The organism is Staphylococcus sp. FSL W8-0056 (assembly GCF_037963075.1).
Classification (GTDB): Bacteria; Bacillota; Bacilli; order Staphylococcales; family Staphylococcaceae; genus Staphylococcus; species Staphylococcus aureus.
Map to the genome: position 1 here is coordinate 728,356 of NZ_CP150142.1, position 15,235 is coordinate 743,590.

Here is a 15,235-nt window from a genome sequence, read left to right on the forward strand (position 1 = left end):
ATTTTAATTAATTATCATAAAGATAAGATGGTTTGAGTAAATTAATAGAGAAAGAATAAATGTTAAAGATTATTATTACAATGAAAAAACGAGCTGGTGAGAAATTGAATTCTCGCCAACCCGCTTTATGAAGTGAAATCATTTAAATTAGTTATACTAAGCGCTCATAAACGATTGGGCGCGAAGTGCCAATACCTTGTTTGGATGACGTTTGCATGAGGATATGCTGTGTATCATCATAATCAAGAATATAAGTGATTTCTTCATTATCAATAGATGAAAATTTAATGCGTTGATGTGCCGTATCTATAAAAAGAATATGATATTGATTGTGACTTGTATCATCGCCATGACGTATACAAATTGATTTTTGTAATTGATGATTACTCCAATTACCAATGAATAAATTGATATTGGTTTGTTCTAGATGTGTGAGTTTGGTTGTGTCGTAAACTAAATTTATAAATTGTAGTTGATACATAGTTTTACCTGCCTTTAATCAATATCTATATTACTTTTTAGTAACCTATCATTGAACCATACCAGTTATAATCACGATTGAATGATAAATGTAATAGGCTTGAATCTGCATCTTGGATTGATAATTCTGTATCCCAAGGATTCCAGTAAATAAGTTTTTCTTGGTCATTAATTTTAGCATTACCAACAACTGCTAGGGCATGTCCTAAATGTGGATCATTAGGGTTTTGAGATACACTTTGTGCAAGAATCATAATTCCTACATTATCTTTTGTAAGTTGATCAACTTGTTCATATGATGGTACGCCTTCTTGATAATGAATATCTCTGCCTTGTGATTTACCGTATTCAATCATTTGATTAGGGAATGTTGAGCAATTAGGAAGGTCTTGCTCACTTACTTCAGGGTATAATGTACGCATAATATCATGTGCATTATAAGTGTCTGTATTTTTAGTTGCATTTAATAATGCTGCCATACTAAATCCTGCACACCATGAGTTATCGAATTGTTGTTCTCTAATTTTGAAGTTTTTTAATGTATTTTCATATTGAACTTGATCTTCTTGTATCGCTTCGTTTTCTTCAACTTTAGTAGGTGTTACTGTATTTTTTAACTCTTGTTTCAATTTTGCTGAAACTGTTTTAGCACTTTCTTTTTCTTTTACATTACCAGGTAGTGGCGTAGCTTTTACTAATCTAACTTTGCCATCTTCTTCAAAATAAAACCCTTTTTCATCAGTAAGAACAGTGATATTTGAATTTTTATCTTTAATTTGGTCTAAATCTTTAGCGATGAAGTTTGAAATTTTAACACTGTAATTCATGTCTTCTTTTGATTTGTTTAAATCATCTTTATTTTTAGGGCTAAGTGTTAAAGTATAAACAATTTTACCGTCTTTTATAACTGGATAATAGTAACTATTATCTTCTTCACCATTAAATTTATAAATTTTAAAAGCTTCGCCAAGTTCATATTTACCAGTTTTTGCATTACTTTGTTTATCTAATGCTTTAGCATAACCAGCAAATTGTTGTTGTGCTAGATCTTTTACTTTTTGAGGTACTTTGTCACTCTTAACATTAATTTCTAGCTGTTTAGAGTGTGAATCGGCTTTGGCTTTATTGTTATTAGCAAATGCGCCTAGTGATAAAATAAGCATTGAAACCATTATGATGCTTATAATATTGAATACTCTAGATTTATATGAACTATTCATATAATACCCTCCATTTAAATCAAAATATTTTGCGTTGCTAAGACTTTGCTTCTATTTACTAAATCTAAATTAAGATGAAGTTTATGCAGCGTCAGGGTTGTCTGAATTATTGTTATCGCCATTGTCTGGATTATCAGGGTTGTTAGGGTTGTCAGGGTTATTTGGTTCATCTGGGTTGTTAGGGTTATCAGGATTGTTAGGGTTATCAGGATTGTTAGGGTTATCAGGATTATCTGGGTTATTAGGTTGGTCATCGTTGGCAAAATGGATATCTTCAATATTTTGTTTTAAGAAGTTGCGTACATTTTCATTAATAAATACCGCACCATTAAATTCATTTGGTACACCGCCCCAATGAATTCCGATCACTTCATTTTTTTCATTAAATACAGGTGAACCTGAGTTACCACCAGTTGTACTTAAATCATATTGCATAGCTTCGCCTTTGAGGTAAGTGATTTTTCCTTTACTTTCCCACATTGTTGCTACAGGTTTATCACCAGGATATCCTGTTACAGTAATATTTTGGTTAACTTGTGTTTCAGCATTATTACTCATTGTTGCTGGTTTAACTACTTCACCAATATGTTTGTTTTGCTCATTAGGGGAGAATTTAACTATTGCTAAATCACCTTCGCCTGAATATTTAGTGATTTGTTCAGCAGTGAAACCACCATTTGGATAATTGTCTTGGTTAATTGCAGAAGGGAATGCTTTTAAAGCATGAGGATCACCGTGCGTAGCATCTACGACGTGTTTATTTGTTAAAAGAGTATCTTTACCTACAACTACACCGGAAGCAATAAATGTACCAGTAGGTGCTTCAACTTGAATATAAGTTACGGGTGCATAATGACCATTCGTTGTATCTGTGATTTGGTGACGATCGTTATTCGGTAATATAACATTTGCGTGTTCACGTTGTTCTAATGGTTTAAGGTTACCGCCTTTTTTAATCTTAGGTGTTTGCTGTTTGCTTGACTGCGTTTGTTGTGGATGATTGTCCATAGCTTTTGATGATAACGCGTTTGCTGCTGGAGAACTCACAAGTGTCGCTGTTGTCAAAGTTGCAACGAATAAAGAACTAACTTTTAAAAATTTACCTTTCATCTAAAAACCTCCAAAAAATTTATTTACAAGTTAAATATAACACTAAAAATTTTTAAGTCAATAAGAATATATAAATAAATTAAAAAGTTTTTGTAAAGATTAGAGTTTACAAAAACATTAAGGGAATTAAAATTGAATTGTATTATACTTTATTCAATTGAGTTAAATTGATAAGATCGTCAATTGTTTGCATTTATCTAAAAGAATAAATAAGAAAGGAATTGAGAGCGAATGGAAAGTATTTGTTTATAATAATAAATAGTAACTTTTGAATAATAATTGTTTGGCCAAAGGTAGATTAATATGAATGGTGATATATTATTTGAGTGCTTAAGTTTCGAAGAACAATTATAAGTTAGCATATTAAAACCTTTTGATAGAATCATTTTGAGTGAGGTGTTTAAAGGAGAGGAATATAACTCGGTAGTATTTACAGTCTCTATAGAGTATTATTTAAAACTTATAGAATATAAAAAACTGAACGTACTATGAATTTAGTTCACGACGTCCAGTTCAACATATCATTTTTATTTAGTATTTAAATATTTAGCAAGTCTCTTCATACCTTCTTTTAAAACATCCATTTCATAAGCATAGGAAATCCTTACAAATCCTTTACCGAATTCTGTAAAGGATGAGCCTGGAACGATTGCTAAATGTGTTGATTCAAGTAAATCGACACAAAATTCGAAATCGTCATCGGTGATATGTTTAATACTTGGGAAAATATAAAACGCGCCTTCAGGTTGAGCGGTAATCTCAAAACCTAATTTAGTTAATTCAGATACTAAATAATTTCTTCGTTCTACATAAGCTTCGTTCATATATTTAGGAGCTTCTAATCCTTCGTTAAGTGCTGTTATACATGCTATTTGAGCTGGAACATTGGCACAAATACAATTATAGGCGTGCATAAATGTTAATTTATCAATCAAATATTGAGGCCCTAATAGAAAACCAATTCTTATTCCGGTTGCTGAGTGTGATTTACTTAAACCACCAATTAATATTAATTGATCACGAATGTCTTCAAATTCAGCGAAGGATACATGTTTACCACTAAATGTATTTTCAGCATAAATCTCATCGCTAATAATAAATATCGGATATTTTTTTAATACATTTACGATATTTAAAACTTCATTTCTTTTTAAAACTACGCCAGTTGGATTAGTCGGATAATTTAACAAGACAGCTTTTGTCTTTGGAGAAATATGACTTTCTAATGCATCAGGTGTAATTTTGAATTGTGTTGCTGTTGTATCAATATAAATTGGTTTACCACCTAGTACTTCGATGAGTGGTATGTAGCCTGCATAAATTGGTCCCGGTATTATAATTTCATCTCCAGGCTCTATGATAGAACGTAACGTTGTGTCTATTGCTTCACTTGCTCCATTTGTCACAATAATTTCTTCAGGATCATAGGAAAAATGATAACGATTTTTGAAGTATTGACTAATTGCTTCGCGAGTTTCTAATAACCCTTTATTGTGAGAGTATGATGTCTTGTCATTGTTAATAGCATCAATATATGCCTTTTTCACAACATCAGGCATCGGGAAGTCTGGTTGGCCAATAGTTAAATTAACACAATCATCCAAATTATTCATACGATTTGAAAATTGGCGAATACTTGGTGCTCTTAAATATTTAGAATTAGAATTTAAAGAAAGTTTCATTTGTGACACCTCAAATATAAATCAAATATTGTCTAAAAATTTAGAAATTAATAATATCATAACATACTTTTAAACCAAAAAAGGGTAAATTACTTAAGCTTTATTTGAAAAACGAAAAATGTCTAAATACACTGTAGTAACTACTTTTCAAAATGAATAAAGTGGTTACAGTTAATGTACTTAGACACTATAAAATTATGAATCTTTAAACTGTGATGGTCTTTGTAAATTAATTATTGGATTTGTCCATTTACAAACAAAGTTTGTAGATAATACATATACGATGATTACAGATATACTTATTAAATAAAGATAAGTCATTAATGATATAGGATTATCGAATGGGTACCATTCAAATCCTCTAACAATGCCAATAATTAAACCATGTAATAAATATACGTATAGCGTACGACTACCAATATAAGTATATAATTTTTTCTTTGTTGACATTAAATTTAGAAACGCAGTCATTGCGATTAATATAATTCCATATAATATAAGTCGTTTAAAAGGACTGAATATACTCTGTCCTTCATTTTCAAGTGAAGTATATGGTGAACTTCCCAATAACCAATCTGCATTGATAGGATGAATCACGTAAATGATAAAAAACAAAATAAAGGTAATGATAGATACTGGTATTAGTTTTTTATTTTTAAAAATAGCCGTATGTTTTTTGGTGAAAATGTAACCTAGGTAAAATATTGGGAAAAATACGATTGTCCTTGAAATGCTCAAGTAGCTATCGATGTTATCTGAAAAACCTGCTCCAATAGATATAATAATTGAAACTGATAGCACTTTATATGGATTAAATCTTCTAACTATTACTAAAATGACATGAAAGAAAAATAGCGTGATCAAAAACCATAACGCAAATACTGGGTTAAAAGGATCAAGTTGTAATTCGTCACTTTTACCTGTTAAGAAATAATATATTGAAAAGAATGCAAAAAATATCATATAAGGTACTATCAAACGTTTTGAAATTTTTTCTAAATAGTATGGTTTATCAATATTTTTCGCGAAATAACCAGATATAAACAAAAATGTTGGCATATGGAAACTATAAATAACTAGGTATAATGCTGATAAATATTTATCGCCACTAGTGTAGGGTTGTAACATATGTCCAAATACGACTAATAATATTAAAATTGCTCTTGCGTTGTCAAAAAAATAATCTCTCTCTTTTAATGAAGTCATATTTTATCTCCTTTATGTCCATAAGACTCTTACTAATTTATTATATTTTGTATTAGTTATGCAACAAATTTGTCTATTGTGTCGAATAGTATTGTAAAAATTATAAAAAAAGCATATAATATTATAAATAATATGTAGTGGAGTAGATCAACATGTATAAACAACTTGAAAAACTTATTACACTGACTAACAATGACTTAAACTTAGTGAATAGAAGATTTGGACAACGCACGGATATCACATCTGAACAGCTAGAACTTCTCCGTATTTTATTTAATTACGATCGCTTATCACAGTATGATTTGACGATGAAGATTAGCAGGGAACAATCTATAGTTTCAAGGTGGATTAAGAAATTAGTTTTGAAAGGTTACATCACAAGTCAACAATCTAGCGAAGATTTAAGATGTAAAGAATTAATTTTGACTGATCAAGCACGTACATTAATTTCACAAATAAATAATGCACGTTGCGAATTGATTGAAGCAAGATGTCAATGTTTATCGGAAGTCGAATTAGACAATTTAAATCAATTACTTGATAAGTTAAATCAACGACGCATATCGTTGTAACACGACAATAGCAAACACATAATTTAGTGTCATTGTGCACACAACAAAAATTGAATCATGAATTACAAGCAAAAGTAGCGGTGATTGTTAAAATTGATGGTAAACAATCACCGCTATTTTTGCTTGTGTATGTATAAAAAAGGGATCAAAGGTCATCCCCCATGATTGATAGTGGGGGATGACTTTTGATCCTATGTTCATGTTGCTTATTTATATTGTGGGATGTCGAAGTATTTGCCGACTTCGCCAATTTTATCATAGTAGCCTTTGATGATTTTAGCATTGATGTTAGCCCAATCTACATCTGTAGCATATTGGTGTGTTCCTGGATGTGCAGGATTCCATCTCATTTTGTAAAGTGTATTTTGACCAGCTTTTACATATGAGTTGCCGATGAATTTAGCACCACCAACGATTGCTTTTGATACTGTGTCCCAACCAGCTTGTTTAGCATATTTAATACCTTCACGTAAAGGATCGTTATCATATGCAGCAATACCAAATACGTTATGGTATTTCGTGTTTGAGTTAGTTACAACTTTGTTGTTCACTACATCTGCACCTTTCGCTAATTGAGAAGTACCGTTACCTGTTTCTAATAGGGCATGTGAGATAAGATAAACTTCATTAATGCCATACATTTGAGCAGCTTTGTTAAATGCAGCACCTTGGTTTTCTAATACACCTTTACCTTTTAAGAATTGATTAATTTTATCAATAGAAATATTTTGTGGTTGGTCTAAGCGTAAGAATTGATATTTTAATGCTGGATCTTGAGCTAAACGCTTCGTATCCATTGCATGCTTAACATCATTAAAGTTAGCATCTGTCCACTTACCTGGTACACGTTGTACTTGTGGTTTATATTGTAAACCAGCTTGTATTTGAGCAACTTGGTTTAATGTCATACCTGTTTGATTATACTTAATTAATTCTTTAGCTAAATCAGTTGATTTAATCCATGCTAATTTACCGTTAGATAATTTACCATAGTACCAAGTTTGTCCATTAATGACTTGTTCTTTAACAACTGCGAATGGTTGTTCATTAAATGCTTTTAATGAGTATTTAGCTGTATCAGAATTTGGTGTTACATAGTAATAACCATTACCATTTTTAATTACATAAGTGTAGTTATAATCTTTGGCAGCTGATGTAGTTGGTTTCACAGCAGTTGGTGCAGTTAAATCTTTTGCATTTACCCAACCAGTGCGGTTATTAATAGTACCGTATAAATAAACATCTTTGCCTACAGATACTTGTTTCGTTGCATTAAATGTACCTTGAGCAATGTTATTGCCTGTTAAAATGACTTGGTTTTTAGTACCCCAAGGAACCATTGATAAGCCGTTATTTGATTTATTAACAGTATATTTTTGAGTCGTTTTAACTTCTTTGCCTAGGTTTTGAACATTTAAGTCTTTTACATTGAACCAACCTAATGGGATGTTATGGCTTGTATTGTTTAATAATACATACGTTTCATTACCATGAGCACGCTCTTTTGTTACATAGAACGTACGGTCTGCATATTTCGCACCGTTTTTCGCTGTTTTTTCATAAACAGAAGCACGAATACCAGTGTTGTTTGGTTTAACTTGAGCAATCTTGCTAACTGTTTGAGTCGTTTGTGGTTTAGTAACAGTATAAGCTTTTACAGCTGTTTTTGGTTGTGCTACTGCTTTTTTAGGTGCAGCAGGTACAGCTAAATATGCTTTACTTACCCAACCAGATTTACCATTTACAGTTCCAAATAAATAGATAGATTTATCAATTTGTTGTTGCTTAGTCGCTTTAAAAGTTTGGTTACCTGTACCAGAAACTGCACCAGCTTCTTGTTTATAAGTGCCCCAAGGTACTGAATATAATTTAGTGCCTGGTTTTACTGTATATGTTTGCATTACATTTACAGGTGATTTTGCATTGTTATAAATAACGTCACCTTGTTTAACCCAACCAATTAAAGTTGGACTATTGTAATCTTTAACTAAGTAGAATTTGTTTCCACCTAAACTTGCTTCTTTTGTTACAGCAAATGTTTTTTGAACTTCTTTCGTTGGCTTACCAGTTTTGTCATAAACTGTAGTGAATAAGCCATTGTTTTTAGCATTAATTTGAGCAACACCGTTTAATGATGAAACTGTTAATTTATTATTTGTTGTAGGTGTTGATGGCTTAGGTATTGGTGTAGGCGTAGGTTTAGCAGTATCAACTAAATATGCTTTACTTACCCAACCAGATTTACCATTCACAGAGCCATATAAATAAATTGATTTATCAATTTGTTGTTGCTTTGAAGCCTTAAATGTTTGGTTTCCAGAGCCAGACACGCTACCAGCAACTTGTTTAGATGTACCCCAAGGTACTGTATAAAGTTTCGTACCAGATTTGATTGAATATGATTGATTTACATTTACAGGTGATTTAGCTGTGTTGTAAACCACATCGCCTTCTTTAACCCAACCAAATTTATTACCAGAATTGTAATCTTGAACAAGATAGAATTTTTGATTACCTAATGTAGCTGTTTTAGATACAGCAAATGTTTTTTGAACTTCATTAGTTGCTTTACCAGTTTTGTCGTAAACAGTAGTATATAAACCACTATTTGTTGGTTTGATTTGTGCGACACCATTGTTTGCTGCAACTGTTAATTTACCAGTTGATGGTTTCGACGGTGTTGTTGGTTTTGATGGTGTAGTAGGGGTAGTTGTAAATTGCGTACCCCATGGCGCCACTTTACCCATTTTTATTAAATATTTTTCATTAATTAAGTCATATAATTGATCATAACTATAATTATGACTTCTTAAATATCCATGTGGATCGGCATGGTCCGTACCACCTAAATATTTACTTACAGCGTAGTGAGTCCATACTGTACCATTTCCATCATACTCAGCACTGTCTGGTTTTAAACCATAATATTGTAATTGTGTAGCTGCATAGTCAGCATAGTTATTCATTGAACGTGCAAATGAAGCATAGTCGTGTGTGTGTACGATTTCAACATTGATGAATCTAGGGTTACCGACTGCACCGACACCCCAAGATAAGTAATCCGTTGGTGCTGTTTCGATTATACGATCCCCATCAACAAATGCATGTACGAATGCGTTTTGATAGTTATTTTTCATATAACTAATTTCACCATTTATCGTCGAACGATCATTAGCTGTATCATGAACTACGATACCTTCAGGACGACCTACGCCGTTACGGTATGCGTATTTAGGGAAGTAAGATGTATAATCTTCTTCAATTTTAGGTGCTTTTAAGTTATTTTTACGAATGTAATCGTTAATTGAAGAGTTTACTTGTGGTTTATATTTTGGCAAACTCGTTTTTGGTGTTGCAGCAACTGATCTTGGTTGTGCTGAAGCGCTAAAAGTAGTTACTTTAGGTGTCGCTTCAGTTTTAGCTTTAGGTGCTGCGGCTTTATATTGCGTTTCAAGAGCTGCAGGTTTAGCAGCTGATTTAATTAATTCTGGATTAATTTGATGTTCTGAATTATCATCTTCATCATCAACTAAACTATAACCAGCATTTGTAACATTAGTGTTAGTTTTAGGTGCTGTAGTGCTTGTTGACTTTGCAACAGGCTGCGTATTATTTGTAGTCGCTGATTGATTAGCACGAGTGTCACCATTTACTTGTGCAGTATCAACTTTTTGACTTACTTGAGCATTGCCTGTTTTGTTATTTGCTGTTTTTGGTTGGACAATAGCAGGGTCTTGATATACTTGAGTGCCAGAAATGTTTTGCGTTGGATTTTTTACCTCAGCTTTTGCTTGTTCAGTAGTTGCTTTAACTTTATTACTATCTAAAACATTTTTATTAGTAGTTTGATCTTGTGTCGTCTCAGCTGCTTGAACTTGATGTGCAGTGACTGCTGAACCTACAAGCGTTAATGCAACCATTGATGGTAGTTTGTAATTGAATTTTTTCGCCATTCTATTTATTACTCCTAACATTTATTAATTATTACTAACATTATAGTACCTGTTTTATATACCTGTGCGTATTTAACCAATTTGTAATATACTCTTAATTTACATTTTCACTGTAAAAAAATGAAAAAAATTTTGAATCTCAATGGTGACGTGACAAATCAAATAGAATTGATGTCAATTTAAGAATTGGTTTATTACAAATGTTTCTAAAATAGATACAACTTTTTTTAATTAAGCGAGGTTAACTTTTTTGTCATTTCAATATGCTCGATGCCTTCCTCAAGAAATATATTACCTCTCATTTTAAAGTTTAAACTTTCATAAAATGGGATAGCATGACATTGGGCATTCATAGTAGCTACGTAAAAACCTTCATCTTTAGCTAATGATTCTACAGCTTGCATAAGCATTCTACCCATTCCTTGTCCACGATGTGATTTCATCACAGCTACTCGTTCTATTTTGACAGTTGTTTCATTAATAGGGCGTATTCGAGCAGTGGCAACTGGCTGTCCATTATCATATCCAATGAGGTGAATAGATTCAGATTCATATTCATCAATTTCACTTTCCTCAGGGACGCCTTGTTCTTCTACAAACACTTTCTTTCTTATATAGAAGCAATCTTCTAACATCTTTTGATTGTTTACTTTTGAAAACATAAAATTCCTCCACATCCTAACAAAATCATTTACATTTAATTTACTAATAATAACATAGAATAACGATTGTTATTTTCCTCAAAAATAATTAGACATAAAAAAGCTATAAAGATGATTCACAAGAATCATCTTTATAGCTAATTAATTATTAATGTTATAGTGCTTCTTTTCTAATAATTGCTGTATATTGCCAAAAGATTCGCATTTGAGCAATATTCCAATTATTCATTCCCATTGTAAATCCTGAAGGCTTAAATATATTCACATCAGTTACTTCTAATGCTGCTGCAACTAAATATTGTAATGGAATGCTTAGTGATTTCATTGTTTCGGTAATGCCATTTTCATCATATACCCATGAAAATGGTAACTCTGATTCGAAAACATCAACACTATTGAAAATTTCAGGTAGGGCTAAAATATAACATGCACCATCTACAATAGGATTGTCGATACTATTTTTGTAATAAATTAGGAGTGCTTCATAGTTTTCTCGATGCTCATGATTGACGTAAAAAAATTCACTTCTAAAATGAGCCATATCTTGGCTATGAATGATTTGTTGTTCTAACATATTAAACATGCCATTTATATTTGCAATCTTTTCGTATGTTTTTCTACTCATGTATGATGCTCCTTTCATAAATAGTAAATGTTAATCGTCATATAATATTAATTTACAACACCATTTTGGTTATTTGAAGCTTGTGGCGCTTGTTGTGTGCCACCTTGATTTTGATTTAAGTTTTGATCTGTAGCAGGTTGTTGTTGATTGCTGGAATCACTGTTATTAGTTGAATCATTGTTCTCGTTAGATGTCTTATCTTTATCTGTCGTATCATTTTGTTCTTTTCTCAATAAACTACTATCTAAAGGCGTTAACGGTATTAATGAACCATAATGATTAATGACACGTTGATCTAAGAAATCATTTTTATCATTAATAGGTGATAATTCTAAGTCTTTACGAAGTAAGTTTGCATATTTTTGAATGCTTTCAACACTTGGATGATAATAGTAAATACCATTTAACATATCATCTTTACCTTTTAATTGCGCAGTTTTAATTTCAACATCATTTGTTAAGTACATTTTTGCTAAAGCTTTAATTTCAGAGTTAGTTAAATTATGCTTTGCATTTTTGCCTACAATTTGAATCACGTTATCAAGTTTATCAATAGAATCAACTTCCTGTGCTTTTTGGAATAAAATCTTAATTAATTCCATTTGACGTTGTCCACGTTTTAAGTCTGAATCATGATGTCTAGTTCTAGCAACTGCTAAAGCCTCATCACCATTTAATTTTTGGTACCCTTTTTTAATTTTAATCTTACCAGTATCATCTGTGTTAGGTTCATTTAAGTCGTATGGCACATCATAGTATATGCCACCAAGCTCATTTACAGCCTCGACAAATGCTTTCATATTGACTCTCACATAATAATCAACAGGTACATTCATGGTAGCTTCTACCGAATCCATTGCGGCAATTGGACCACCATATGCATGTGCATGGGTAATCTTATCGTAATAGCCAACTTTAGGAATGTAGCTGATAGTATCACGTGGAATACTAAGCATTCTAATTTGATGTTTTGATTGATTAAAAGTAGTTAAAATCATAGCGTCTGATCTAGAGTGTTCAGCATCCTGTCCTTTTTTTCTTCTTCCATCGTTATCATCGATACCTAAGAAAAGAATAGAGATAGGTTGTTCTTCGGGATTGACTTTATTATCTCTTAAGTTGGATTGACGATTAGCATTTTTGCTGTCTTGAGAAGATTCGAATGCATCTTGGGACGTTTTAAAAAGTAACGTAGCGAAGACTATTGGAACAACAATGAGAACCAATGCTAGAAGGATCAAAAAGTATTTTAAAAATTTATTCATGATTGATGCTCCTATATTAAATTTTTGTTAAATCATAATCATAATTTTAAAATATAATTAGTTGAACGATATTTATACAACTTCATTACTAATACATTATAGCCTTAAATTGTAGTACTTTATAGTAAAAAATACAAATGTTATGTCAAAGTTCCTTGTAATTTGAATGTTTTGTTAAAATCAAAAAGCATTTTTAAAAATATAATGCGACTTTAGTATGATGTCTTAAAAAATTTAAAGGCGTAATATAAATTCGAGTGATTTATACAAAGTGATAAGGTATAATTAATTTTGTTGTATAGATAACATATTAGAAAAACTTATTACTATGTAGCGTAAAGCATAAATGAATGATAAGTTAATTTTTGTAAGTTGTATTATTAGGCATCTAGGTTCAAATTTTTAACGATTTAAATATATAAAATGAATACATTGTGAGGCAATTATCAAATGAAATTTAATAAAGTAAAACTAGTTATACATGCGTGTGTACTATTATTTATCATTATTTCTATAGCGTTAATTTTTCATCGATTACAGACGAAGACACATTCTATAGACCCAATACATAAGGAAACAAAATTATCAGACAATGAAAAATATTTAGTGGATCGTAATAAGGAAAAGGTTGCGCCGTCTAAACTAAAAGAGGTATATAATAGCAAGGATCCTAAATATAAGAAAATTGACAAGTATTTACAAAGTTCATTATTTAACGGTTCAGTAGCTATATATGAAAATGGCAAATTGAAAATGAGTAAAGGTTATGGATATCAAGATTTTGAAAAAGGTATTAAAAACACACCGAATACGATGTTTTTAATAGGTTCAGCTCAAAAATTTTCAACAGGGTTACTGTTAAAACAGTTAGAAGAAGAACATAAAATAAATATCAATGATCCAGTAAGTAAATACCTTCCATGGTTTAAAACATCTAAGCCTATCCCATTGAAAGATTTAATGTTGCATCAAAGTGGATTATATAAATATAAATCCTCAAAAGATTATAAAAATTTAGATCAAGCAGTTAAAGCGATTCAAAAACGTGGTATTGATCCTAAGAAATACAAAAAGCATATGTATAACGATGGGAATTATTTAGTACTTGCGAAAGTTATTGAAGAAGTTACAGGTAAATCTTATGCTGAGAATTATTATACAAAAATAGGAGATCCTTTAAAACTTCAGCACACAGCATTTTATGATGAACAACCTTTTAAAAAATATCTAGCAAAAGGTTATGCTTATAATAGTACAGGACTTTCATTCTTAAGACCTAATATTTTGGACCAATACTATGGTGCAGGTAATTTATATATGACACCAACAGATATGGGTAAATTAATTACTCAAATACAACAATATAAATTATTCAGTCCTAAAATAACCAATCCATTATTACATGAGTTTGGTACGAAACAGTATCCAGATGAATATCGATATGGTTTCTATGCTAAGCCAACATTGAATAGACTTAACGGGGGATTCTTTGGACAAGTCTTTACTGTTTACTATAATGATAAGTATGTAGTTGTACTTGCATTAAATGTAAAAGGAAACAATGAAGTTCGAATCAAACATATTTATAATGATATTTTAAAACAAAATAAACCTTACAATACGAAGGGTGTTATTGTTCAATAATTAATATAGAAGATATAACATGTATATGGCATTAAGGCATCGACCTTATCTGACCAGTATACGAGTTATATCTTTTTTTTTATAGTGGTAAAAAGTTTAAAGTATAAGGTTGAAGAAGGATGAGTTTAAAAATATGTGTTAACTGATAAAAGGGGAAATCATTTGGTGAGTTGGCATCAGACTAAAATGAATGAAGACGAATACATTGGTCCATGCGTGGTGTGAATGTTTTCTAAATCTAACTGGAAATGATAATTTAATAATGTACACTTTTGATTGTTTAAACATGTACAATTTTTAAAAACCTAGGGATAATTTTATTGACGTGAACAACATTGAGATTATCTTTAGACATAAATATGGATTTTGAAGTTACTATATTTATTAGTTGTGGTTGTTAATGTATTAATTGAATTGATTATAATGATTGTCTTATAAGATATAGAAGGGGACTTAACCATTTAAAAATTGAAGGAAAATAAAAACCAGCTAACAAAAGTGTTAGCTGGTTAAACTTTACATTATTAAAATGTTGTTTATAAGTGTGAAGAGTGACCGCCTTGCATAACCCAATATGTTCCGACAACGAAACAAAGTGTAATTACAAGAGCAAAGATAACTTTGAATGTTTGTAAACGTCCATCTTTACCTTCAGTTAAATGCATGAACATTAATAATTGAAGTCCTGCTTGGACGAATGCAAAGCCAAAGATAATTGTCAACTTCGCGTGGAATGTTAATGACGTGTATAGTGTTACGTAAACTGCTAAAAGCGTTAATACGATAGATGCGATAAATCCTACAGTATGTTTCATT

The 15,235-nt window shown here is 31.2% G+C and carries 13 protein-coding genes; 3 read left to right on the top strand and 10 right to left on the bottom strand.

The window, feature by feature from the left end:
- Nucleotides 1-151 precede the first annotated feature (151 nt).
- The 5 genes from sspC to NSS86_RS03815 form a co-directional block, all read right to left on the bottom strand.
- Entirely contained in the window at nucleotides 152-481 is a 330-nt protein-coding gene (gene sspC, locus NSS86_RS03795; RefSeq protein ID WP_000284458.1) for a staphostatin B, read from the bottom strand.
- 37 nt (nucleotides 482-518) lie between these two features.
- A complete protein-coding gene (gene sspB, locus NSS86_RS03800; RefSeq protein ID WP_001089094.1) occupies nucleotides 519-1,700 on the bottom strand; it encodes a cysteine protease staphopain B in 1,182 nt (393 codons plus the stop codon).
- An 81-nt stretch (nucleotides 1,701-1,781) separates the two neighbouring features.
- A complete protein-coding gene (gene sspA, locus NSS86_RS03805; protein ID WP_000676539.1) occupies nucleotides 1,782-2,810 on the bottom strand; it encodes a Glu-specific serine endopeptidase SspA in 1,029 nt (342 codons plus the stop codon).
- Between the two features lie 527 nt (nucleotides 2,811-3,337).
- Nucleotides 3,338-4,492 (bottom strand): aminotransferase class I/II-fold pyridoxal phosphate-dependent enzyme, encoded by a 1,155-nt coding sequence (locus NSS86_RS03810; RefSeq protein ID WP_000777577.1) that lies wholly within the window; start codon nucleotides 4,490-4,492, stop codon nucleotides 3,338-3,340.
- Between the two features lie 195 nt (nucleotides 4,493-4,687).
- On the bottom strand, nucleotides 4,688-5,698 hold the full coding sequence (locus tag NSS86_RS03815; protein ID WP_000202433.1) for an acyltransferase family protein: 1,011 nt from the start codon (nucleotides 5,696-5,698) through the stop codon (nucleotides 4,688-4,690).
- 152 nt (nucleotides 5,699-5,850) lie between these two features.
- Between NSS86_RS03815 and NSS86_RS03820 the strand changes: the two genes are divergently transcribed.
- Both NSS86_RS03820 and NSS86_RS03825 read left to right on the top strand, forming a co-directional pair.
- Entirely contained in the window at nucleotides 5,851-6,270 is a 420-nt protein-coding gene (locus tag NSS86_RS03820) for a MarR family transcriptional regulator (protein ID WP_000278015.1), read from the top strand.
- Nucleotides 6,271-6,296: 26 nt separating this feature from the next.
- On the top strand, nucleotides 6,297-6,407 hold the full coding sequence (locus NSS86_RS03825) for a hypothetical protein (protein ID WP_001788579.1): 111 nt from the start codon (nucleotides 6,297-6,299) through the stop codon (nucleotides 6,405-6,407).
- 69 nt (nucleotides 6,408-6,476) lie between these two features.
- Here the strand turns inward: NSS86_RS03825 and atl are convergent, their stop codons facing one another.
- The 4 genes from atl to NSS86_RS03845 all read right to left on the bottom strand — a co-directional run bounded on the left by atl (nucleotide 6,477) and on the right by NSS86_RS03845 (nucleotide 12,775).
- Nucleotides 6,477-10,223 carry a bifunctional autolysin gene (gene atl, locus NSS86_RS03830; RefSeq protein ID WP_001074534.1) on the bottom strand — a complete coding sequence of 1,249 codons (3,747 nt, stop codon included), beginning with the start codon at nucleotides 10,221-10,223 and terminating at the stop codon, nucleotides 6,477-6,479.
- Between the two features lie 227 nt (nucleotides 10,224-10,450).
- Entirely contained in the window at nucleotides 10,451-10,885 is a 435-nt protein-coding gene (locus NSS86_RS03835; RefSeq protein WP_000491986.1) for a GNAT family N-acetyltransferase, read from the bottom strand.
- A gap of 154 nt (nucleotides 10,886-11,039) precedes the next feature.
- Entirely contained in the window at nucleotides 11,040-11,510 is a 471-nt protein-coding gene (locus NSS86_RS03840; protein ID WP_000088431.1) for an osmotic stress response protein, read from the bottom strand.
- 47 nt (nucleotides 11,511-11,557) lie between these two features.
- Nucleotides 11,558-12,775, bottom strand: coding sequence for a polyisoprenyl-teichoic acid--peptidoglycan teichoic acid transferase (locus NSS86_RS03845; RefSeq protein WP_001031978.1), 1,218 nt, complete (start codon nucleotides 12,773-12,775; stop codon nucleotides 11,558-11,560).
- Nucleotides 12,776-13,225: 450 nt separating this feature from the next.
- Between NSS86_RS03845 and fmtA the strand changes: the two genes are divergently transcribed.
- Nucleotides 13,226-14,419 (top strand): teichoic acid D-Ala esterase FmtA, encoded by a 1,194-nt coding sequence (fmtA, locus tag NSS86_RS03850; protein WP_000671245.1) that lies wholly within the window; start codon nucleotides 13,226-13,228, stop codon nucleotides 14,417-14,419.
- Nucleotides 14,420-14,955: 536 nt separating this feature from the next.
- Here the strand turns inward: fmtA and qoxD are convergent.
- Nucleotides 14,956-15,234 carry a cytochrome aa3 quinol oxidase subunit IV gene (qoxD, locus tag NSS86_RS03855; RefSeq protein ID WP_001797236.1) on the bottom strand — a complete coding sequence of 93 codons (279 nt, stop codon included), beginning with the start codon at nucleotides 15,232-15,234 and terminating at the stop codon, nucleotides 14,956-14,958.
- Nucleotide 15,235: the final 1 nt, after the last annotated feature.